At 58.3% G+C, this 23371-nt stretch carries 22 protein-coding genes and 2 tRNA genes; 3 read left to right on the top strand and 21 right to left on the bottom strand.

The window, feature by feature from the left end:
- Positions 1-24: 24 nt before the first annotated feature.
- Entirely contained in the window at positions 25-1449 is a 1425-nt protein-coding gene (dnaB, locus tag VFW72_RS12300; RefSeq protein WP_329674591.1) for a replicative DNA helicase, read from the top strand.
- 4 nt (positions 1450-1453) lie between these two features.
- Here the strand turns inward: dnaB and trxC are convergent, their stop codons facing one another.
- From trxC to rnr, 19 genes are all read right to left on the bottom strand, one after another.
- Positions 1454-1894, bottom strand: coding sequence for a thioredoxin TrxC (gene trxC, locus VFW72_RS12305; RefSeq protein WP_329674592.1), 441 nt, complete (start codon positions 1892-1894; stop codon positions 1454-1456).
- 202 nt (positions 1895-2096) lie between these two features.
- On the bottom strand, positions 2097-2795 hold the full coding sequence (locus tag VFW72_RS12310) for a Bax inhibitor-1/YccA family protein (protein ID WP_329674593.1): 699 nt from the start codon (positions 2793-2795) through the stop codon (positions 2097-2099).
- 92 nt (positions 2796-2887) lie between these two features.
- Positions 2888-3718 (bottom strand): RNA methyltransferase, encoded by an 831-nt coding sequence (locus tag VFW72_RS12315; RefSeq protein ID WP_329674594.1) that lies wholly within the window; start codon positions 3716-3718, stop codon positions 2888-2890.
- Positions 3719-3745: 27 nt separating this feature from the next.
- A complete protein-coding gene (rnhB, locus tag VFW72_RS12320; protein WP_329674595.1) occupies positions 3746-4432 on the bottom strand; it encodes a ribonuclease HII in 687 nt (228 codons plus the stop codon).
- On the bottom strand, positions 4401-5549 hold the full coding sequence (gene lpxB, locus VFW72_RS12325) for a lipid-A-disaccharide synthase (RefSeq protein WP_329674596.1): 1149 nt from the start codon (positions 5547-5549) through the stop codon (positions 4401-4403). Before lpxB ends, rnhB begins: the two co-directional genes overlap by 32 nt.
- A gap of 2 nt (positions 5550-5551) precedes the next feature.
- Positions 5552-6340, bottom strand: coding sequence for an acyl-ACP--UDP-N-acetylglucosamine O-acyltransferase (gene lpxA / locus VFW72_RS12330; RefSeq protein WP_329674597.1), 789 nt, complete (start codon positions 6338-6340; stop codon positions 5552-5554).
- A 7-nt stretch (positions 6341-6347) separates the two neighbouring features.
- Positions 6348-6785: a 3-hydroxyacyl-ACP dehydratase FabZ gene (gene fabZ, locus VFW72_RS12335; RefSeq protein ID WP_329674723.1), complete on the bottom strand. Its 438-nt coding sequence runs from the start codon at positions 6783-6785 to the stop codon at positions 6348-6350.
- Between the two features lie 2 nt (positions 6786-6787).
- A complete protein-coding gene (gene lpxD / locus VFW72_RS12340) occupies positions 6788-7825 on the bottom strand; it encodes a UDP-3-O-(3-hydroxymyristoyl)glucosamine N-acyltransferase (protein ID WP_414638798.1) in 1038 nt (345 codons plus the stop codon).
- Positions 7822-8331 (bottom strand): OmpH family outer membrane protein, encoded by a 510-nt coding sequence (locus VFW72_RS12345; RefSeq protein WP_329674598.1) that lies wholly within the window; start codon positions 8329-8331, stop codon positions 7822-7824. Before VFW72_RS12345 ends, lpxD begins: the two co-directional genes overlap by 4 nt.
- Before the next feature lie 2 nt (positions 8332-8333).
- Complete coding sequence (gene bamA, locus VFW72_RS12350) at positions 8334-10637, bottom strand: outer membrane protein assembly factor BamA (protein ID WP_414638799.1); 2304 nt, start codon at positions 10635-10637, stop codon at positions 8334-8336.
- Between the two features lie 7 nt (positions 10638-10644).
- Positions 10645-12027 (bottom strand): RIP metalloprotease RseP, encoded by a 1383-nt coding sequence (gene rseP, locus VFW72_RS12355; protein ID WP_329674600.1) that lies wholly within the window; start codon positions 12025-12027, stop codon positions 10645-10647.
- 11 nt (positions 12028-12038) lie between these two features.
- Complete coding sequence (gene ispC / locus VFW72_RS12360) at positions 12039-13244, bottom strand: 1-deoxy-D-xylulose-5-phosphate reductoisomerase (RefSeq protein WP_329674601.1); 1206 nt, start codon at positions 13242-13244, stop codon at positions 12039-12041.
- On the bottom strand, positions 13237-14160 hold the full coding sequence (locus VFW72_RS12365; RefSeq protein WP_329674602.1) for a phosphatidate cytidylyltransferase: 924 nt from the start codon (positions 14158-14160) through the stop codon (positions 13237-13239). Before VFW72_RS12365 ends, ispC begins: the two co-directional genes overlap by 8 nt.
- Before the next feature lies 1 nt (position 14161).
- Complete coding sequence (uppS, locus tag VFW72_RS12370) at positions 14162-14905, bottom strand: polyprenyl diphosphate synthase (RefSeq protein ID WP_329674603.1); 744 nt, start codon at positions 14903-14905, stop codon at positions 14162-14164.
- A gap of 103 nt (positions 14906-15008) precedes the next feature.
- The gene (gene frr, locus VFW72_RS12375; protein ID WP_329674604.1) at positions 15009-15569 is read right to left on the bottom strand and encodes a ribosome recycling factor; all 561 of its coding nucleotides are present in this window, start codon (positions 15567-15569) and stop codon (positions 15009-15011) included.
- A gap of 32 nt (positions 15570-15601) precedes the next feature.
- Positions 15602-16312 carry a UMP kinase gene (pyrH, locus tag VFW72_RS12380; protein ID WP_329674605.1) on the bottom strand — a complete coding sequence of 237 codons (711 nt, stop codon included), beginning with the start codon at positions 16310-16312 and terminating at the stop codon, positions 15602-15604.
- A 166-nt stretch (positions 16313-16478) separates the two neighbouring features.
- On the bottom strand, positions 16479-17375 hold the full coding sequence (tsf, locus tag VFW72_RS12385) for a translation elongation factor Ts (RefSeq protein ID WP_329674606.1): 897 nt from the start codon (positions 17373-17375) through the stop codon (positions 16479-16481).
- A gap of 104 nt (positions 17376-17479) precedes the next feature.
- Positions 17480-18223 (bottom strand): 30S ribosomal protein S2, encoded by a 744-nt coding sequence (gene rpsB, locus VFW72_RS12390; RefSeq protein ID WP_329674607.1) that lies wholly within the window; start codon positions 18221-18223, stop codon positions 17480-17482.
- A gap of 161 nt (positions 18224-18384) precedes the next feature.
- The gene (gene rnr / locus VFW72_RS12395; protein ID WP_329674608.1) at positions 18385-20643 is read right to left on the bottom strand and encodes a ribonuclease R; all 2259 of its coding nucleotides are present in this window, start codon (positions 20641-20643) and stop codon (positions 18385-18387) included.
- Between the two features lie 107 nt (positions 20644-20750).
- Here rnr and VFW72_RS12400 point away from each other — a divergent pair.
- Both VFW72_RS12400 and VFW72_RS12405 read left to right on the top strand, forming a co-directional pair.
- Positions 20751-20835 (top strand) — tRNA-Leu (locus VFW72_RS12400).
- 370 nt (positions 20836-21205) lie between these two features.
- Positions 21206-21290, top strand: a tRNA-Leu gene (locus tag VFW72_RS12405).
- A 168-nt stretch (positions 21291-21458) separates the two neighbouring features.
- On the opposite strand, the gene VFW72_RS12410 is transcribed toward VFW72_RS12405, so the two are convergent.
- Positions 21459-21983, bottom strand: coding sequence for a phosphoribosyltransferase (locus VFW72_RS12410; RefSeq protein WP_329674609.1), 525 nt, complete (start codon positions 21981-21983; stop codon positions 21459-21461).
- Between the two features lie 28 nt (positions 21984-22011).
- The gene (locus tag VFW72_RS12415; RefSeq protein ID WP_329674610.1) at positions 22012-23370 is read right to left on the bottom strand and encodes an adenylosuccinate synthase; all 1359 of its coding nucleotides are present in this window, start codon (positions 23368-23370) and stop codon (positions 22012-22014) included.
- Position 23371 lies beyond the last annotated feature (1 nt).

Below are 23371 nucleotides of genomic sequence, written 5' to 3' on the forward strand. Positions count from 1 at the left end.
GGCGGCTGCTCTTATCATTGACGCATGTCTGCCGTTTTCCCCTCCCCTTTTTCCTCCTCGACCAGCAGCAACGACGAAGTTGCCAAACTGCGTGTCCCCCCCCACTCGATCGAGGCCGAACAGAGCGTGCTGGGCGGCCTGCTGCTCGACAACTCTGCATGGGATCGAGCCGCTGACTTGCTGGTGGACTCCGACTTCTACCGACACGAACACCAGCTCATTTACACCGCCATCCGGCAGTTGATCAACGCATCCAAGCCAGCTGACGTCATCACGGTGTTCGAACAACTCCAAACGCTGGGCAAGGCCAGCGATGTCGGGGGGCTGGCTTATCTGAACTCGTTGGCGCAATCGATGCCGAGTGCTGCCAACATCCGCCGCTACGCCGAAATCGTTCGTGAGCGTGCGGTGCTGCGCAAACTCGTCACAGCCAGCGACGAAATTGCCACCAACGCCTTCAATCCCCAGGGCAAAACGGTTTCCGACATCCTGGACGAAGCCGAAGCCAAGATCATGAAGATCGGCGAAGAAGGCAGCAAGAACAAGCAAGGCTTCTTCGCCATGGACGGGCTGGTCGTGGACTTGCTCGACCGGGTTCAGGAACTGGCCGACAACGGCGCAGAAGACGTGACGGGCGTGCGTACCGGCTTCATCGACATGGACAAGATGACGGCCGGCCTCCAAAAAGGCGACCTGATCATTCTGGCGGCTCGCCCCTCCATGGGTAAGACGGCCTTCGCTCTGAACATCGGCGAAAACGTGGCCGTCAATGAAGGGCTTCCGGTTGCTGTGTTCTCAATGGAAATGGGCGCTTCTCAGTTGGCCTTGCGGATGGTCGGCTCGATTGGCCGCATCAACCAACAGAACCTGCGTACCGGCCGACTGACCGACGACGAATGGAGCCGGCTGAGCGAAACCGTTGAAAAGCTGCGCACCGCCAACGTGTTCATTGACGAAACGCCAGGCCTGTCGCCCAACGAGCTGCGCGCCCGCGCCCGCCGACTGGCGCGCCAATTTGGCGGCACATTGGGTCTGATCATCGTCGACTACCTGCAACTGATGAGCGGCTCAGGCGGTAACGAGGAAAACCGAGCCACCGTGATTGGCGAAATTTCCCGGGGCCTGAAAGCGCTGGCCAAAGAACTGCAATGCCCAGTGATCGCGCTGTCTCAGCTCAACCGCTCTGTGGAAACACGCCCAGACAAGCGCCCCATGATGTCCGACCTTCGCGAATCGGGCGCCATTGAGCAGGATGCTGACGTCATCATGTTCATTTATCGTGACGAGTACTACAACAAGGAATCAAAGGTTCCGGGCACGGCAGAGATCATCATCGGTAAGCAGCGTAACGGCCCGGTGGGCAGCGTGCACCTGGCCTTCCTGAAGTCGAATACGCGCTTCGAAAATCTGGCTCCTGGCACCTATATTGGTGAAGGTGACCAATACTGATGCGTCAAACTCCCTGGCGCCCCAGCCAGGCCTGCAACTGCGGGCCTGACAGCGCGCCTGAGATTCGGTCGATCTCTCGCCCATGATGGAAAAGGGCCAAAGTGGGAATACTGCGAATGGCATAGCGAGAGCCCAAAGCCTGCTCAACCTCGGTATTCACTTTGGCAAAACGAACTCGGGTGGAAAACAAAGCAGCTTGCTGCTCGAAAATGGGCGCAAACATGCGGCAAGGCCCGCACCAGGGCGCCCAGAAGTCCACCAACACCGGTAGCTGATTGCGGCTGACGAACCGATCCATGGTCGAAGACGTCAAGTTGACCGGCGCGCGCGGCAAGACAGCTTGCCCACACTTGCCGCAGGCCGGATCGTCTCCCAAGCGCGCCTGAGGCACTCGGTTGATGGCGCCACAATGTGGACAGACCAACTCCAGGCTGCTAGTTGTCATGCTGAAATCTCCTACAACGGTTTGCCAACCCATTTCCAGCTAAAGCGGTGGCCATTCATTCGGCCATTACTCAAGGCCTTTCAGCCGCTCACAGCAGGTGGGGCTAGCCTCAGAGATTTCAACCCAATAAAAAACGGGGCCCAACTGGCCCCGTTTTCAATCTGGCTTGCTGCGCGCAAATCAAGCCGCGCCGCGCTCCGGGTCACTCACGATCCCCACCAGCAAACGCCATCAGCAACTGCAGCAGCGAACTGAATACGTTGTACACATCCAAGTAGATCGCCAAGGTCGCGGTAACGTAGTTCGTTTCCCCACCATCGATGATCTGCTTGAGGTCATACATGATGAACGCCGAGAACACCAACACGGCCATGGCCGAGATGGCCAGGTGCAAAGCAGGCATTTGCAGCCAGATGTTGGCAACGGCGGCGACCAGGATCACCACAGCGCCCACCATCAACCATTTGCCCATACTGGACACATCACGCTTGGTGGCCTGCGCCCAAGCGGCCATGGCGACGAACACCAGGCCCGTGCCACCAAACGCCAAGGTAATCAGTTGTGCCCCGTTCGACAGGTGCAAGGCCACGCCAAGCAGGCGCGACAACATCAAACCCATGAAAAAGGTGAAGCCCAGCAAAAGCAAAACGCCCACGCCAGAGTTCTTGAACTTTTCAATTCCAAAAAAGAACCCGAACGAGATCGCCAGGAACAGCCCAACTGCAATCAGAGGACTGCCCGCAAAGAAGCTGAAACCCACGCTCAAGCCAAGCCATGCTCCCAACACGGTGGGCACCATCGACAAAGCCAACAAGGCATAGGTATTGCGCAGCACACGTTGGCGGTCCACGCCAATTGCCGAGCCGTACACCACATCCAACGGTTTCAAGGAACGATCCATTGACACTCCATCCACATTGCGGGCCTAGGGCCCGATGAAAATATTCTAGGGCTTTCCACCCGCCTGCGCACACCCGAGCATCACAGGCCGGCTCACAGCCGCCTGCGCAGGGATTCGTAAAGAACCACAGCCGCGGCGGCCGCCACATTCAAGGACTCCTCGCCTCCCGGCTGGGGAATCGACACGGTGTACTGGCACTGCGCCATCACTGAGGCCAATACCCCCTGCCCCTCATGCCCCATCACCCAGGCACAAGGATCAGGCAAAGGCGCTTGGTGGAGCGAAAAGTCAGCATGAGAGCTCGTCGCGATCAAGGGCACCGCCAGCTCACTCAAGGCCTCTGGTTCGAACTGCTCCACCAGATTCAGGGCGAAATGTGCCCCCATGCCCGCCCGCAACACCTTCTGCGACCACAAGGCCGCCGTGCCCTTGAGGGCGACCACTTGCTGCACCCCCAAGGCCGAGGCGCTACGCAAAATGCTGCCCACATTGCCGGCATCCTGAAGGCGGTCCAGTACCACTGTGCGCAAACCGGGTTGAACGGCCATCCGCCCACCAGCGTCACCAGCCAATGCGTCCAGAGACACCAGGAATCCGATTCGCGCAGGTGATTCCAGTCCGGTGAACCCGCTCCACAGCGCCTGGGGCACCGCCACGATCTTTCGGGCCTGCCGAGCCAACTCGCTCAGCCGCACCGCTTCGGGATCGTGCGACGCCCCCTGCCCCCCCTCACCCAGCCAGGCGACATCTGCGATCACGGCCGTCGCCACGGCGACCTTTCGCACCAAAGCCGCAGAGCATAGATGATCCCCTTCCAGCCAGATTTCGCCCAACTTGCGATAAGCCGTGGGGTCCTGGCTCAGCTTGCGCAAGCGCTGGATCAAGGGGTTGTCACGCGAGGTGACGAGGGTTGCTTGAGACATCGTGACTCACGTTCGTGAAAACCGCCTTCAACCACGGCGAGCGCGTAGCTGAACCAGCGTGGGGTCGGGTGCCAAACCCAGAACCACCTTGACCGGGCCAAAACTACGTCGGTGCGCGGGTGTCACGCCATGCTGCTTGAGTGCGGCAACGTGGTCAGCGGTCGGGTAGCCTTTATGGCCGTCAAATCCGTATTGAGGATAAGCCTGGTGCAGCTCGTCGCACAAGCGATCGCGGTGCACCTTCGCCAGAATCGACGCAGCAGAAATCGCCGCCACCTTGGCATCGCCTTTGACAATCGCTTCTGCCGGCACCTTCAGCACGGGCAACCGATTACCGTCGACCTGCACCAAAGAGGGCTTCAGACGCAGCCCCTCGACCGCTCGACGCATCGCCAGCATGGTCGCCTGAAGAATGTTGATCTCGTCGATTTCTTCCACCGAGGCCTCGGCAATGCAACAGCACAGGGCCTTGGCACGAATCTCGTCATACAAGCGTTCGCGCTGTCTGGCTGACAGCTTTTTCGAGTCGGCCAAACCTTCGATCGGCTGCAACTCATCCAGAATGACCGCCGCCGCCACCACCGGACCAGCGAGCGGGCCACGCCCCGCCTCGTCCACCCCAGCAACCAGGCCGGTCACTGGACGGAAAAGCAGGTCGAGTTGTTCGGGCTCTGTCGAAGCCTTAGCGGCCTTCGATGACTTGGGCGATGGCATCGGTAGCGGCCTGCGCGGTATTGCAGCGCAAGACGTGGTGAAGTTCGGTAAAGCGTTGAACCACGGCCTGGGCCCTGGCTGGCTGATCCAGCCAGGCGAGCACATCGGTCGCGAGTTGCTCAGGGGTTGCATCATGCTGCAAGCGCTCAGGCACAACGAAATCGCGCAGCAAGATGTTGGGCAAGCCCACCCAAGGCAGATAGCCCATGCGCTTCATGATCTGCCAACTCAGACCACTGATCTTGTAGCTGATCACCATGGGGCGTTTGAACAGGGCCGCTTCCAGCGTGGCCGTGCCACTGGCAATCAAGGTCACATCACATGCGGCCAAAGCGTCGTGCGACTGCCCATCCAGCACCATCAACGGCGCATCGGGCGCCCATTGAGCCACCATGGGCTCGATCATCTGACGCAACCCTGGCACGACTGGCAACACGAACTTCAGCTCGGGTCGCTGACGTGCCAGCAAGGCCACAGCTTGCAAGAATGCAGGGGCGATGTGCTGAATCTCGCCTCGACGGCTGCCCGGTAACACGGCCACCACCTGAGCCGCCTCCGTCAAGCCCAGGCGTTGGCGGGCGGCTGCACGCGGCACGTCCATGGGAATCGCGTCGGCTAACGGGTGTCCTACATAAGTGGCAGCAATGCCCTTAGCGTGATACAGCTCGGGCTCAAAAGGAAACAGGCACAGAATGTGGTCAGCCGATCGATGAATCTTGTTGATACGCCCCCCTCGCCAAGCCCAGATCGACGGGCTGACAAAGTGAACCGTCTTGATTCCGGCTTCTTTCAGGCGCGACTCCAACCCAAGGTTGAAATCAGGCGCATCGACGCCCACAAACACGTCGGGGCGCTGCGCCAGCAAGCGGTCACCCAACTCGCGGCGAATCCCCCAGATCTCACGGAAGCGACGCAACACTTCCATGTTGAACCCGTGCACCGCCAGCTTCTCATACGGCCACCAGGCCTCGAAACCGTGTGCCGCCATCTTGGGGCCACCAATGCCATGAGAATGAAGGTCGGGCCAGCGAGCCTTCAGCCCGCCCAGAAGCAAGCCGGCCAGCAAGTCCCCTGAGGTCTCGCCGGCCACCATGGCCACGTTCAGTTGCTCAGACATGCTCAGCGAACAATACCGCGAGCGGCCTTCGACAAGAAGGTCACCATGTTGTCGATGTCAGGATCTGCTTCGGGCAACTGACCGCGCAAAGCCTCGATCTCGGCACGAGCCGCATCGAGCGTCAGGCCCTTGCGATACAGCAAGCGATACATCTGCTTGAGCGTGGCCAGACGTTCATTCGAATACCCCTGGCGACGTGGCCCCTCCTGGTGGGCGCTTTGTGCTTCGGCAGGGTTACCTGCGGCCATGACAAACGGCGGCAAATCTTGCGACAGACGCGTCTGGAATCCCAGCATGGCGTAGTCGCCAATGCGCACGAATTGGTGAATCCCGCTGATGCCGCCGATCAACGTGCGGTTACCCACTTCCACGTGTCCCGCGAACTGAACCGAGTTGGCAATCGTGTTGTGGTCGCCAATGACGCAGTCGTGCGCCACGTGCACATAAGCCATGATCCAGTTATCGTTGCCGATACGGGTATAGCCCTTATCCTGCACAGTGCCGGTATTGAAGGTGGTGAACTCGCGAATGGTGTTGCGATCGCCAATGATCAACTGAGTCGGCTCGCCCTTGTACTTCTTGTCTTGTGGGTCAGCACCCAGCGAAGCAAACTGAAAAATGCGGTTGTCGACGCCGATGGTGGTGTGCCCCTCAATCACGCAGTGAGGCCCGATTTCGGTACCTGCGCCAACGCGCACGTTGGGCCCAATTAGGGTGTAGGCGCCCACGATGACATCGTCAGCCAGTTGTGCCTGCGGATCAACAATCGCGGTTGGGTGAATCTTTGCCATGTTGATCTCAAGCCACCTTGCGCTTGGTGCACATCAACTGGGCTTCCACAGCCAGATCGCCATCCACAAAGGCCTGGGCGATGAACTTATAGATGCCGGCCTTCACCCGATCAACCTTCACGTCGAGCACCAACTGGTCACCAGGCTCCACGGGACGCTTGAAGCGTGCGCCATCAATGCCCACGAAGTACACGACAGAGTCGTCTTCCACGGTGGTCCCTTGAGACGAAAAAACCAGCAAGGCAGCGGCCTGGGCCAAGGCCTCAAGCATCAGCACGCCCGGCATGACCGGACGCTTCGGGAAATGGCCCTGAAAAAAGGGCTCATTGATGGACACGTTCTTGACGGCCTTGATCTGCACGTTGTCTTCGATCTCGAGCACGCGATCCACCAACAGGAAGGGATAACGGTGCGGCAGCTTTTCGAGAATCTTGTAGATGTCCATCTTCATTTGTTTTGCTTTTCCAATGCACGGATGCGATCACGCAATGCGTGCAGATGCCGAAGCGTGGCAGCGTTCTTCTCCCAGGACGCGTTATCGTCCAATGGGAAAAAGCCCGTGTACTGCCCCGGCTTGTGAATAGAACTGGAAACCACCGTGGCGGCCGAAATATGCACGCCATCAGCCAAAGTGAGATGCCCCAGCACCATGGCTGCGCCACCCACTGTGCAACCCGAACCGATGCGGGTGCTGCCGGCCACACCGACACAGCCAGCCATGGCGGAGTGGTCACCAATCTGAACGTTGTGTCCGATCTGGATCAGGTTGTCGAGCTTGACCCCGACGCCGATGATGGTGTCATCCAGAGCACCGCGATCCACGCAAGTATTCGCACCGATTTCGACATCGTTACCAATGCGGACCGCGCCCAACTGCTCGATCTTGATCCACTGCCCTTTTGAGGGCGCAAAGCCAAAGCCATCGGCACCAATGACAACCCCACTGTGGAGGATACAGCGCGCGCCAATGTGGCAGTCATAGCCCACGGTGACGTGGGCTGCCAGACGCGTTTGCGCGCCAATAGTTGCCCGAGCCCCGACCACGCAATGAGGCCCAACCACGGCCCCCGCCTCCAAGCGAGCACCGGCCTCCACCACGGCCAGCGGGCCTATGGTCACATCCGGTTCAATGTGCGCGGTTGGATCTACGACCGCGCTGGGGTGCACCCCTTGCGGCGCTTTCGGACGAAAACGAGCAGCCCACCATTGCGTGAGATATGCGAAGTACAGGTAGGGGTCGTCTGTGAGAATGGCGGACGGGCGAACCGCCGCCTCTTCACGCAAACTGCTGTGAACGATCACGCATTGAGCTTGCGTCGTTGCCAGTTGCGCACGGTATTTCGGGTTGCTGAGGAAGGCGATGAAACCCGGTTCATTCGGAGCATCCAGCGGTGCGATCCGGGAGACGACGGTGTCTGTCGCCCCAATCAACTCCCCGCCCAGATCGGCGACGATCTGGGTAACGGGAACAGCCTGCTGAATCACTTCACCGACCCTGAATTCAACGCACGAATGACTTTTTCAGTGATGTCGATGCGCGGGGCCACAAACACAGCCTCTTGCAAGATCAGGTCGTACTTGTCTTGCTCGAAAATCTGCTTCACGACGCGATTGGCACGATCCAGAACCGTGGAAAGTTCTTCGTTCTTTCGCTGATTCAGGTCCTCTTGGAACTCGCGACGCTTGCGCTGCAGTTCACGATCTTGTTCGACCAGATCACGCTGGCGGCGATTGCGCTCACTCTCGCTGAGCGTCAACGCATCTTTCTCGAACTTGTCCGAAGCGGACTTCAAGCGCTGCTCCAGCTCGACCAGATCCTTTTCTCGACGGCCAAACTCGGACTCCAGCTTGGCTTGTGCCGCCTTGGCAGGCGACGCGTCACGCAGTACCTTGTCCAAATTGACGTAGCCAATCTTGAGTTCTTGAGCCTGAACGCCCATCGAACCCAACACGAGGCAAGTGGCCGCCAGGGCCTTGGTGATCATTTTCATGGTCAAAACGCGGTACCGATCTGGAACTGAAGTTTTTGAATTTTATCTTGGTCGAAACTGCGAATCGGCTTGCCGTAACTCAATTTCAGCGGCCCCACCGGCGAGATCCAGCTAACCCCCACCCCCACCGAGGCGCGCAGGTCGGCCAGCTTGACGGTTTGCTGCTCCCCCCAGACATTCCCTGCGTCAGCATAGGCGAACATACGCAGGGTCCGGTCGTTGCCCGCCCCGGGGAACGGCACATAGAACTCAGTGTTGATATTGAAGCGGCGCGCGCCACCGATGTAGGCCCCCTCGATGTCAGCCGGGCCCAGAGAGTTTTGCTCGAAGCCTCGCACCGTGCCCAAGCCACCGCCATAGAAGTTCTTGAACACCGGATAGGGCTTGCCCGACAGGCCAGTGCCGTAGCCCAGTTCCGTGTTCAAGCCGATCGTAAGGCGGTTGGTCAGAGGGAAAAACTGCTGGAACTGGTAGTCGCTGCGCAGATAGCGTGTGTCACCGGCCACGCCGATTTCGAGATTCAAGCGTTGGTAACGGCCCTGGGTGGGCGCGATCACACTGTCACGCGCATCGCGTGCCCAACCCACGGTCAGCGGCACAGACAGGCTGCGCTCACCAAACAACTCGCGGTGAACCTTGTAGCTCACGGGCAGACCTAAATTACCCTTGATAGCGGTCTGCTCCGCCCCCAGGCCGAAAAACACCGTGTCGAATTCCGTGAACGGCACACCAAAACGCACTGCGCCGCCAGGGGTCACGATCTGGTAGTCCCCCCCCTGGGTGCTCAGGGGGCGCGAGGTGCGATAAAACACGTCGAACGAGCGGGAAATGCCATCGTCGGTGAAATACGGGTCCACCGTGCTGACCACCACAGTTCGGTTGTAGCGACTGGTGTTGACTTCCAGCCCCAGGTAATTACCGGTGCCGAAAACATTGTCTTGCTTGATCGACGCTGTCAGGGTCAGCTTCTCAGCGGTCGAGAAACCGGCCCCCACCATCAGGTTGCCAGTCGGCTTTTCTTCCACCGTCACGGTCAGGTCGACCAAATCCTGCGTGCCAGGCACTTCAGACGTTTCCACGTTGACTTGCTTGAAGTAGCCCAGGCGGTCGACACGGTCACGCGACAGCTTGATCTTCTGGCCATCGTACCAAGCCGACTCGAATTGGCGGAACTCCCGACGAATGACCTCGTCACGCGTACGCGAGTTGCCCGCCACGTTGATACGCCGAACGTAAACACGACGCTGTGGTTGCGCCACCAGCACGGCAACGACCTGGCCCTTTTCACGATCAATTTCAGGGCGCAAATCAACCTTGGCAAAGGCATAACCAAAAGCGGCAAACCGATCCGTGAATGCTTTGATGGTCGACGCGACATCGTCTGCGCGATAGGCCTCGCCCGGCTTGATGGTCACCAGGTTACGGAACGCCTCGTCTTTGCCGAGGTACTCACCTTCCAGGCGCACACCGGTCACGGTGTACTTGGGGCCCTCCGCCACATTGATGGCAATCGAAATATCTTGCTTGTCTGGCGAAATCGAAACCTGGGTCGACTCAACCTTGAACTCGAGGTAGCCCCGATTCAGGTAGTACGACTTCAGCGTTTCCAGATCGGCGTTGAGCTTGGAGCGCGCGTACTGATCAGACTTGGTGTACCAGGTGAGCCAACCGCCAGTGGTCAGGTCCATCTGCGACAGCAGCGTGCTTTCTGAGAAGGCCTGATTGCCGGTAATGCGGATGCTGCGGATCTTGGTTACATCGCCTTCGGTGACGGTAAAGGTCACGTTCACGCGGTTACGCTCAGTCGGGGTAATCGTGGTGACAATCTCGACACCGTAGAGGCTGCGCGACAGGTACTGACGCTTCAACTCCTGCTCGGCTCGATCGGCCAATGCGCGGTCGAAGGGCTGGCCTTCGCCAATGCCCACGTCCTTGAGCGACTTGACAAGTGCATCCTTGTCGAATTCCTTGGTGCCCACGAACTCGACACGTGAAATGACGGGACGCTCTTCGACCACCACCACAGCCACATTGCCTTCAATCTGGATGCGCACATCCTTGAATAGGCCCGTAGCGAAAAGAGAGCGCAAACTAGCAGCGCCTTTGTCGTCGGTGTAGGTGTCGCCCACGCGGAACGGCAGGGCTGCAAACACGGTGCCCGCATCGGCCCGCTGCAAACCCTCGACCCGGATGTCCTTGACAACAAAAGGTTCGACCGCCCATGCCGACGTCTGACACAGGACTGCGAACATCGCAGCCGCAAAGGTCGGCTTAAGCCGAGACACTGTCTTGGAAGGAATATGCATGCAATGCTTAGTGCGCGCCCAGCAGCCGCGCCAGATCGTTGTAAATAGCCAGCGACATCATGGCCAGCATGATGGCCACGCCACCACGCTGCAACCGCTCCAGCCACAGATCTGAGACTGGTCGGCCTGTCACCGCTTCGAAAAGATAATACATGAGGTGTCCGCCATCGAGGACCGGCAGAGGCAACAAGTTCAACACCCCCAAGCTGACACTGACCAGCGCCAGGAAACCGAGGTAAGCCACCCACCCCATCTCTGCCGACTTACCGGCGTAATCGGCAATCGTGATCGGACCACTGAGATTCTTGATCGACGCTTGACCAATGACCATCTTGCCCAGCATTTCAAGGCTCAGGCGAGAAACATCCCAGGTATGCGTCAAGGCGCGAGTCAGGCCTTCTAGCGGCCCGTACTGAACCGTGACCATGGCCGGCATAGCCCCCAAAGCGGCTTCAATGCGAGGCACTTGCTGGCCTTGGACCTCCTTGAAAACGGGAGTCACAACCACTTCTCGGACTTGGCCCGCACGTTCGACCTCCATCGTCAGGGACTGAATTCGCCCATCGACCGAGCTGGCGCGAATCCACTGACGCAACTGGGTCGCGTCAGCAGGCACCCGGCCATCCACACGCAAAACGCGATCCCCCTTCAACAAGCCTGCCTGAGCAGCCGGACCGCCAGGCACCACCTCGTCGATCAGCGGCTCGGCATAAGGACCATTTAGCCCGACACGCTCCAGCAAACGCGAGTCAACATCGGACACAGGGATTTCCTGCAAAGGCAAAGACAAATGTCGAACACCTGACCCGACGCTGCCATCGGGACGGCGCGTCTGAACCTGAAGCTCCAACGCCTGAGCACTCAATGCAACGCGGGTGATGTGCCATTGCAAATCGGCCATCGATCGCAAGGGCTGCCATGCGTCATCGTCAGAAGCCTTGATTGCAACGATGTCGTCCTGCGCGCGCAGGCCTGCACGCTCAGCGAGGCTGCCCACCTTGGGCTGCGCCATCCACGGACGCAGTTCATCAACACCCGACCAGTTCACCCCGGCGTACAGAGCCACAGCCAGAAGCAGGTTCGCGATCGGGCCAGCAGCAACCACGAATGCGCGCTGCGCCAGAGACTTCCGATTGAAGGCGCGATGGGCCTCCGCGGCGTCCACCACACCTTCGCGCTCGTCAAGCATCTTGACGTAACCACCAAAGGGCAAGGCACACACAACAAACTCAGTCTCGCCTTTCTGGCGAGACCACAGCACGCGACCGAAACCCACAGAAAAACGCAGAACCTTCACCCCACAGGCCACCGCGGCTCGGTAATGCCCATATTCGTGAATCACGACCAGAACGCCAATCGTCACCAAAAATGCCAGAAACGTGGTGGCCATGCTTTCTCCGTTCAGACAGCCAGATTGGCTGCAATCGTACGCGCGGCACGGCGCGCGCTGGCATCCAATTCCAACAAACCCTCCACACTTGCTGTGCTGCGGGCTTGAGGCAAACACACAGACAGGGTCTCGGCGTTCACGGCGTGAATTTGATCAAACCGGATCTGTCGCGCCAGAAAAGCTTCAACCGCCACTTCGTTGGCGGCATTGAGCACGCAGGTACTGCCCTCTGGCCCCTCAAGGGTCTCCCAGGCCAATTGCAAGCCGGGGTAGCGACGGGCGTCTGGCGTTTCGAAGGTCAACGCCTTCAGAGTGGAAAAGTCCAGCAAATCTGCACCGGACTCAATTCGTTGTGGCCACGACAAACCGTACGCAATCGGGACTCGCATATCGGGTGTGCCCATTTGCGCGAGTACCGAACGATCTCGGCACACCACCATCGAATGGATGATGCTTTGGGGGTGTATCACCACCTTGACTTGCGAGGGCTTCAGACCGAACAGCCACTTGGCCTCGATCACCTCGAGCGCCTTGTTCATCATGGTGGCCGAATCAACCGAAATCTTGCGGCCCATCACCCAATTCGGATGAGCGCACGCCTGTTCTGGCGTGATCTCGCGGAAGGTCTGTGGATCGCGCTCCCGAAAAGGTCCACCTGACGCCGTCAATACGATGTGATCGATCCGATCCAGCCAGGTAGCACGCTCTTCCGGCAGGCACTGAAAGATCGCCGAATGTTCGCTGTCGATTGGCAAAAGCGTGGCTCCACCCATCTTCACCGCATCGATGAACAACTGGCCTCCAACGACAATGGCTTCCTTGTTGGCCAACAACAAGCGCTTGCCGGCCTTGGCCGCAGCCAGGCATGGCGCCAGCCCCGCCGCACCCACGATCGACGCCATGACCATGTCAACGTCAGGATGCGTGGCGACATCAGACAAGGCCTGCTCACCCTCCAGCACTTCTGTGCGCAAACCTGCTGCCTTGACTTGTTGACGCAATTGCGCGGCCAAGGCCGCATCGGGCATGACCGCGAAGCGAGGCTTCCACTGCTGACACAAGGCAGATAGCTCCGCAACGCGCGAGGCGCCTGTCAGCGCAAAAACCTCAAAGCGGTCTGGGTGCCGGGCCAAGACATCAAGCGTATTCGAACCGATCGAACCGGTTGCGCCCAGAACACAGATTTGCTGGCGACCAGCACAAGCAGAATTAGCCATGACAGAGAGACATCAACGCCATTTCAATGGGCAGCACGGGCAACAAGGCATCAATGCGGTCCAGCACACCACCGTGCCCGGGCAACAACTGGCTACTGTCTTTCACCCCTGCCTGCCGCTTGATCAATGACTCGAACAAGTCTCCCACCACACTCATGCAAGTCAGGAACATCAACGCCACGGCCATCCCGATGGGCCCCAGCCCTTGCAGCAAATGGCTGTACATGCTGGGGGAATCAACCGACAAGGACTGATCCACCCAGATCCAGATCAACGCGACGAGCACTACCGTTGCGAAGCCAGACCACACCCCTTCCCAACTCTTGCCAGGACTGATGCTCGGCGCCAGCTTGCGGCGACCGAAGGCTCGACCTCCAAAATAGGCTCCTACGTCGGCAGCCCAGACCAGAAACAGCATGGACAACAAAAAGTTGACGCCATGCCCGCGGCCTTCTGCCATGGCCAACCAGGCCACAGCGAGCAACGCCACCCCCATGACCTGACGCAAAGACACGGGCAAAGTCCGCCACGAGGTCTGACCGAACTTCAAGGCCCACGCGCCACCGCAAACCCAAATCAACAAAGCGCCCCACCAAATCTGCGGCGAAACCGAAAAACCGACCAAGGCGTGCCCGATCGAATGCACATGCGGTACTGTGACTTGCGTCGGAAACAGGCCATGCCCCAGCCCTTCCACACCCATGAACTGGGCCAGCGCGCCGCCAAGCAACACCGCGGCCACACCGATCACCCACTGAATCGCCCCTTCTCGACCACACAAGCGCGACCACTCCCAGCCGGCGGCACCAATCAGCACCAAGGTGAGCGCAGCGAAGGGCCAAATGGCTTGCACAGACAAGGTGCCCACAAACGCGCCAAACAAAATCAATGCCGTTACCACACGCTGCCACAACATATCAGGCCTCCTCGCGTGTGTTGCTCTGATCCGCCGTCACACCGCCAAAGCGACGTTCACGTCGGGCGTACTCGGCCAAGGCGCGATCCAGTTCAGCCGCGTCAAAGTCTGGCCAAAGACATTCGGTGAAGACCAATTCGGCGTAAGCGCTCTGCCAAAGCAGAAAATTCGACAAGCGCACCTCGCCACCCGTGCGAATGAACAAATCGGGATCAGGGGCATAGGCCATGGCCATGTACTTCGACAAAGCAGCCTCGCTGAGATCGGCTGGCTCCAGACCGGCCTCCATCGCTTTGCGGCAAGCTTGAACAATGTCCCAACGACCGCCGTAATTGAAGGCCACCGTCAACACCAGTTTGCTGTTGTGCTCGGTTGCACGCTCGGCATCATCCAGGGCCTGACGCACCTTGTCCGACACCTGAGCAGAATCACCCACAACACGAATGCGGACGCCGTCGCTCTTGAGCTTGATCAGGTGCTTGGACAGCGCCACGATCAACAGATTCATCAAGCCAGAAACCTCTTCCTCTGGGCGCTTCCAGTTTTCCGAGGAAAACGCAAACACCGTCAGGTAAGGAATTCCACGATCGACGCAGGCGCGTACGACATTGACCAGAGAGTCGACCCCGGCCTTGTGGCCCACCCCCCGCGGCATGAAACGCTTGCTGGCCCACCGACCATTGCCATCCATGACGATGGCAACGTGACGCGGTATTGAAGAATCTGAAGAAGGCGTGGCGCTCATGAATGCGACGACCCGGAGAGACGGAGCGACTACGCCCCGCTTGAAATGAATCGAGGCGGTCACACCGCCTCGGACTGCATGGAAGTTTAAGACAAAGCGACCGTCAGACCGCCATGATCTCCGCTTCCTTGCCCTGAATGAGCTTGTCGATTTCTGCAATCGTCTTGTCAGTCAGCTTCTGGATCTCATCCTGAGAACGACGCTCGTCATCTTCCGTGATGAGCTTGTCCTTCTGGAGCTTCTTGGCTTGCTCGTTCGCATCGCGACGCAGGTTACGCACTGCAACCTTGGCATCTTCGCCAGCGCTCTTGACCACCTTGGTCAGATCCTTGCGGCGCTCCTCAGTCAGAGGAGGCATCGGCACGCGAATCAGATCGCCTTGGGCCGACGGGTTCAAACCCAAATCAGATTCGCGAATGGCCTTTTCAATCTTCGGGCCCAACCCCTTTTCCCAGGGCTGAACACTGATAGTGCGTGCATCAAGCAAGGTCACGTTGGCGACCTGACTGATAGGCACCATCGAACCGTAGTACTCCACCTCCACCTGATCGAGGATGCCAGGGTGAGCGCGGCCGGTGCGAATCTTGGCCAATTCGTTTTTGAACGAATCAACCGACTTCTGCATCTTCTGTTCAGAATTTTTCTTGATATCTGCAATGCTCATTTTTGACTCCAAAATCCTTCGGACATCCTGGCTCAAACGTGAACCAGCGTCCCTTCATCCTCACCCATCACCACGCGCTTGAGCGCACCGGGCTTGAAGATGGAGAACACTTTCAGCGGCAGATTCTGATCGCGGCACAAAGCAAAAGCGGTCGCGTCAAGAACCTGCAGGTTCTTGATCAACGCCTCATCGAATGTGATGGAGCTGTAGCGTGTGGCCGAGGGGTCCTTCTTGGGATCAGCGGTATAGACGCCATCAACCTTGGTCGCCTTCAACATGACTTCTGCGCCAATTTCTGCGCCACGCAATGCCGCTGCGGTATCGGTCGTGAAAAACGGGTTCCCCGTGCCTGCTGCGAACACCACCACCTTGCCCTCTTCGAGGTACTGCAAGGCCTTGGGACGCACATAAGGTTCGACCACTTGATCGATACTGATGGCCGACATGACACGAGCTGTCATGCCCTCCTGACGCATGGTATCGGCCAACGCCAACGAGTTCATCACTGTGGCCAACATGCCCATGTAATCAGCCGTTGCGCGGTCCATGCCAACCGATCCGCCCGCCACGCCGCGGAAAATGTTGCCACCACCGATCACCACGGCAACTTCACATCCGAGGTTCGTGACTTCCTGAATTTCCTTGACCATGCGAACGATGGTTGCACGGTTAATACCGTATGCGTCATCGCCCATCAAGGCTTCACCGGAGAGTTTCAGGAGGATTCGCTTATAGGCGGGCATGCAAACGTCCTTGTTCACTGACTTATCAACCAGCCTTAAAGATTAGCGCAACTTCCAGGCCAGTTTTGTTATAGATACAAATTCACCGGAAGGTTCCCCTCCGGTCGCACCGAAATCACGGCGCATAGCAAAAGGGGGCTCCAGGCCCCCTTTGCTTGCTTCAGGCTTATTGGCCCTTGGCTGCAGCCATCGTAGCGGCCACTTCAGCAGCGAAGTCGTCTTGCTTCTTCTCGATGCCCTCGCCCACCACGAACATGGTGAACGACTTGACAGTCGTGTTGGCCGACTTCAGGTACTGCTCCACGGTTTGCTTGCCGTCGGCAGCCTTCACGAAGACCTGGTTCAGCAGCGAGACTTCCTTCAGATACTTCTGAATGGAGCCTTCGATCATCTTGGCTGCGATGTCGGCAGGCTTGCCAGACTCGGCAGCCTTGGCGGTAGCCACGCTGCGCTCAGTTTCGATCAGGGCGGCAGGCACTTCAGCCGAAGACAGCGCCACAGGCTTCATGGCGGCAATGTGCATGGCGACGTCCTTGGCAGCAGTCGCGTCGCCGTCGAACTCAACAACCACACCGATGCGAGCGCCGTGCAGGTAAGCGGCCAAGTTGCCACCACCGCTGTAACGCTTGAAGCGGCGGATGGACATGTTCTCACCGATCTTGCCGATCAAGCCCTTACGCACTTCTTCCACGGTAGGACCGAAACCGTCTTGCGACAGCGGCAGTTCACCGATCGCGGCCACGTCAGCGGGGTTGTTCTTGGCGACCAACTCGGCAACCGACTTGGTGAAAGCCAGGAAAGACTCATTCTTGGAAACGAAGTCGGTTTCGCAGTTGATTTCAACCAAGGCGCCGGTGGCACCATCAACAGATGCGGACACCACACCCTCGGCGGTCACGCGGGAAGCAGCCTTCGAAGCCTTGCTACCCAGCTTGACACGCAGAATCTCTTCAGCCTTGGCCATGTCGCCATCGGCTTCGGTCAGGGCTTTCTTGCACTCCATCATGGGTGCATCAGTCTTGGCGCGCAGGTCGGCGACCATGCTGGCGGTAATAGCAGCCATTTGAATTCTCCGTTTGATTCATCGGCAGCGTCATCTCGCTGCCATAGAAAATTGTCTGAAAAAAAGGGGCTGAAATCAGCCCCTTCGTGCCAGGTTCAGGCCGATCAGGCAGCGTCGTTGACTTCAACGAACTCGTCGTCAGCGGCAGCGGCTTGCACCACTTCGTTGACAGCGTTGGCCTTACCTTCCAGGACGGCGTCAGCCACAGCCTTGGCGTACAGAGCCACGGCCTTGGAGGAGTCGTCGTTACCGGGGATCACGTAGTCGATGCCTTCGGGCGAGTGGTTGGTGTCAACCACGCCGATGACGGGAATGCCCAGCTTCTTGGCTTCGGCGATGGCAATCTTGTGATAGCCAACGTCGATCACGAACAGAGCGTCAGGCAGGGTGTTCATGTCCTGGATGCCGCCGATGTCTTTTTCCAGCTTGGCCAGTTCGCGTTGGAACAGCAAGCCTTCCTTCTTTTTCATGTTGTCCAGACCGGCCTCGGTCTGAGCTTGCATGTCCTTCAACTTCTTCAGGGAACCCTTGACGGTCTTGAAGTTGGTGAGCATGCCACCCAACCAACGCTGGTTCACGAAGGGAACGCCAGCGCGGCCAGCTTCTTCGGCGATGATGTCGCGAGCTTGGCGCTTGGTGCCAATCATCATGACGGTGCCACGACGAGCAGACAGTTGCTTGATGAACTTCAGAGCCTCTTCGAACGCAGGTTGCGTCTTTTCGAGGTTGATGATGTGAATCTTGTTGCGATGGCCGAAGATATACGGGGCCATCTTGGGGTTCCAGAAGCGGGTTTGGTGACCGAAGTGGACACCGGCTTCCAGCATTTCGCGCATGGACACAGACATGTAGTGCTCCAGAGGTTGGATCTAGAAGCCGACAGCGATCTTGACCTGAGGAAACCCTCAGAAGGCCAAAACACCTTGGATTGCCGGCTTCGCGGTTTCAAAAGTTTTTCCGAACCATTTCGGGAAAACTCTCGAATTCTAGCACGATTCCGTCGCTCGACTTAACGTCGAGCTCTTGGTGCCTTTTTGGCCGCCGATTTCTTCCCCCCGAAGCCACCACCAGAGCCCCCTCGCCCCGAATCACCACCCTTACCTCGAGCCGAGTCCTTGGCTGCGCGCTTGACCGCCCGATCCCTGGACTGAACCTCCATCAATTCAGCGACAGCCGACTCGCCACGACGCTTCCGGCCCGGCGCCGCACCAGGGACGGCATCCCCGGCCTCTTTCACCACTCGAAAATCGATCTTGCGCGTATCCAAATCAACTCGACTGACCTGAACACGAACTCGAGCCCCCACCCCATAGCGAACACCAGTGCGCTCGCCCCGCAACTCCTGTCGGGCCTCGTCAAATTTGAAGTACTCCCCACCCAACTCGGTGATGTGAATCAAGCCCTCTACAAACAACCCATCAAGCAAGACAAACAAACCGAAGCTGGTGACAGCACTGACCGTACCCGAATACTCATCACCCAAGCGCTCCCGCATGAACATGCACTTGAGCCAGGCCTCAACATCTCTCGATGCTTCATCAGCGCGTCGCTCATTGGCACTGCAGTGAATACCAACAGTTTCCCAGGCCGCAGCCTCTTGAGGCGATAGTTTGAGCTTCGACTTGGGCTTTGGCGCATCAGGTAAGCCCCTGGAGGCGGACCCCGGCTTTTTCTTGACACTGCCGACCGAGTGCTGCACCGGAGGCAAAACCAAGTCATAGCGCCCCGCCCCCAACAACGCCTTGATCACCCGATGCACCAGCAAGTCCGGATAGCGCCGAATAGGGCTGGTGAAGTGCGTGTAGGCCTCATACGCCAACCCGAAGTGCCCACTGTTGACGGGGGTGTATATGGCCTGCTGCATCGAACGCAACAGCATGGTGTGAATCTGGGTGGCGTCAGCACGATCCTTGGTCGCCTCGGCCAGAGCCTGAAACTCACTGGGAGTCGGCTCGTCGCTCAACCCCAAACCCAAGCCCAAAGCTTTCAAATAATTCTTCAACAGCGCGCGCTTTTCAGGCGTCGGCCCTTCGTGCACCCGATACAGGGAAGGATGCTTGGCGCGCTCAATGAAATCCGCCGAGCAAACGTTGGCTGCCAGCATGGCCTCCTCGATCAGTCGATGCGCCTCCGTCCGAACGCGCGGCACGATCTTGGCGATGCGCCCGTTGTCATCGCAGACAATTTGAGTTTCGGTCGTATCGAAATCCACCGCACCACGTCCACCACGGGCCTTGAGCAAGACCCGATAGACCTCATGCAGATGCAGCAGGTGCGGCACCAGTTCCGCCCTCCGAAGCGCCTCCGGCCCCTTGGTGTTGGCCAAAATTGCAGCAACCTCGGTGTAGGTGAAACGAGCGTGCGAGCAAATCACTGCCGGATAAAACTGATAGGCATGAATCTGCCCCTCTGCAGTGATCAGCATGTCGCAAACCATCGACAGCCGATCGACTTCCGGGTTCAAAGAACACAAACCATTGGACAGTTTTTCCGGCAACATCGGAATCACACGACGCGGGAAGTACACCGACGTTGCCCGCTCATACGCATCGCGATCCAGCGGCTCCCCGGGCTTCACATAATGACTGACATCCGCAATGGCGACCAGCAGCCGCCAAGCGTTGGGCACCTTTGAACGCCCAAGCTTGGCCGGCTCGCAATAAACCGCATCATCAAAGTCACGAGCATCCTCACCATCAATCGTCACCAAGGGGACATCGGTGAGGTCAATGCGATGACGCCGATCGGCTGGGCGAATTTTTTCCGGCAACTTGGCAGCCTGAGCCAACACATCATCCCGAAATTGATGCGGCACCTCGTACTTGCGCACAGCGATCTCGATCTCCATCCCAGGATCGTCGATGCCCCCCAACACCTCGACCACCCGACCGACCGGCTGCGCAACCAACGAAGGCTCCTCGGTCAACTCAACCGATACAACCTGCCCAGGCTCGGCCTTGCCGGTCGCCTTGGCAGGAATCAGGATGTCCCTGCCGTAACGGCGATCCTCAGGAGCGACAAGCCACACCCCCCCCTCATGCAGCAAGCGACCGATGATGGGCACCTTTCTGCGCTCGACAATTTCCAGCACCTGCCCCTCTGGACGCCCCTTCCGATCGAACCGGACCACTCTCACCTTGACGCGATCTCGGTGCATGACCGAACGCATCTCTTGCGGCGCAAGATACAAAGACACCTCGCCGTCGTCCGACTGGACAAAGCCATGACCGTCGCGGTGCCCTTGCACCTGACCGATCAGTTCACTCATGAGACTCACAGAAAATTGCTTGGGACTTGTCATGGGCTTTATTTTGATGCTAGAATTTCATTCTTCGCTGTTGAGACACGAATTAAATCTTGTCGCAACAGATGAATGCCCAGGTGGCGGAATTGGTAGACGCACTAGTTTCAGGTACTAGCGGGTAACTCCGTGGAGGTTCGAGTCCTCTCCTGGGCACCAGATTCAAGCCGCATGATGTTCTCATCATGCGGCTTTTGTCTTTTCTGACGGCGATTTGATGCATTGCTGTACGCAACACTTTGCACACTCCTAAAGGCGCCCCAGCAGCCAGACTACAGACTGATTTCGAAATGCAACCGGACACTCGCGCCCGGCCTGCAACCCTACTGGGGCCGCCTGTCTCAGAGTACCGCAAGAGGCAGCCCCACAGAACCTTCTCGCGAAACCAAACGGGAACTCGGCAACACGTGATGCACAAACACCACACCCATCGCCGACACGCAAAAACACCACAGCACTTGACTCACCCACAAAAAATACGCTATACTTTCAGCTTCAGCAGTTAGCAACAACTGTTAAACAAGTACCTGCCCAGGTGGCGGAATTGGTAGACGCACTAGTTTCAGGTACTAGCGGGTAACTCCGTGGAGGTTCGAGTCCTCTCCTGGGCACCAATTGAAAAGCCGACCAATTTCCATTGGTCGGCTTTTTCATTTCCGCTTCATTTGTGTTGAGCGCCCTCTCAAGCAAGAGCACCAAAAAAAAAAGAGCCAGACGAGCGGGCTTCACTCGTGCTGACTCGTCACTTCCGCCCCCCCCCTGAAAAGGGAAGCGCCAATCCATCACATCGTCTGATGCTTTTTGAGCAAGGCATCCGGCCTGAGGTTGTCGTACTCCTCAAATGGCTGATGGATCCAGGGACTGGTGGGCAAGGTTTCCACAAAATAGTCAGGCGTGTAGCTCGACACCCCTTTGACCCAGATAACAGCGGAGCGCAACTCAACAATCGCAGGCATGCTGCGCAGTCGATCCACTACAGCGCGGAGCGTGACCCCGGAATCTGCCAGGTCATCAACCAACAAGACTCGGCCCGCCAACTCACCTTTCGGCATGGTGATGTACTTGGCCATATCGAGGCGCCCTTGCAGCGTACCGCCCTCATCACGGTAGGATGAGGTCGACATGATGCCCAGCGGCCGATCGAAAATTCGTGACAGCACATCACCCGGACGCATTCCGCCTCGCGCCAAGCACAGGATCTGATCGAACTCCCACCCCGACTCATAAATGTTCAGGGCCAGTCGCTCAATCAATCGGTGATATTGATCCCAGGACGCATACAAATGCTTGCCGTCATCTGTCAACATTGAAAAACCTCCGCGCTGAAAGACGAGATCAACCTTTGTAGGGGTGACGCAGCAAAATGGTGTGATCACGATCCGGACCGGTTGACACCATGTCAATTGGCGCCCCGATGAAAGCCTGCACACGCTCCAGATAAGCCCGAGCATTCGCGGGCAGCTTGTCCCACTCGGTCACACCGAAGGTTGTCCCCTCCCAACCGGGGAAGGTTTCGTAGATAGGCTCACAGGCAATGATGTCGTCTGCATCCAATGGCAGGATGTCGACTCGCTCGCCACGCAACATGTAGCCAGTGCACACCTTGATTTCGCTGAGCCCATCAAGGACGTCCAACTTGGTGATGCACAAACCGGAAATACCATTGATCAAGACGGAGCGCTTCAACGCAGCCGCATCGAGCCAACCACAACGACGCGCGCGACCAGTGACCGTACCACGCTCCTGACCAACGGTAGACAGGTGGTAGCCGACTGTACCGGGAACATCCCAATCCAACTCGGTCGGGAAAGGACCGCTGCCCACGCGGGTGGTGTAGGCTTTGGTGATACCGAGGATGTAGTGCAGCTTGTCAGGGCCCACACCAGAACCGGCCGCGGCATTGCCGGCGACACAGTTGCTGGAGGTCACGTAGGGATAGGTGCCGTGGTCAATGTCGAGCAAGGTGCCCTGAGCACCTTCGAACAGAACGCTGCCACCCGCCACGTTGTGACCATGAATTCGAACGCCGACATCGGCCAGCATTGGCAGAATCTGTTCGGCAGCCTTCATGGCTTGATCGAAAATGGGCTGGAACTCCAACGCATCAGATTTGAGATAGCCTTCGAGGGCAAAGTTGTGCAGCGCCAGCAACTCCTTGAGCTTGGCAGCAAACCGTTCAGGATGCTTCAGATCCTGAACACGCAAAGCGCGTCGTGCAACCTTGTCTTCGTAAGCTGGGCCAATGCCTTTGCCTGTCGTTCCGATCTTGCCACTGCCACTGCTCTCGCGCAAAGCTTCACGCGCACGATCTACCTCGACGTGGAACGGCAAAATCAAGGGGCAGGACTCGCTGATGTACAGACGTGAGCGCACATTCAGCCCAGCAGCCTCGAGGCGCTCGATTTCAGACAACAGGTGAGTTGGATCAACCACCACGCCGTTGCCGATATAGCAAGCCACGCCGTCGCGCATGATGCCCGATGGAATCAGCTGCAGCGCAGTCTTTTTACCGTTGATGACAAGGGTATGGCCTGCGTTGTGCCCGCCTTGGAAACGCACTACCGCAGCGGCATGGTCTGTCAGCCAATCAACGACCTTACCTTTGCCTTCGTCACCCCATTGGGTGCCTACCACCACGACATTACGTGCAGAGTTTGCGTTCGCGGGGCGCACGCCCACAGAGCTGTTTTGCATG

It is taken from the genome of Aquabacterium sp. (genome assembly GCF_036273115.1).
Classification (GTDB): Bacteria; Pseudomonadota; Gammaproteobacteria; order Burkholderiales; family Burkholderiaceae_C; genus Aquabacterium.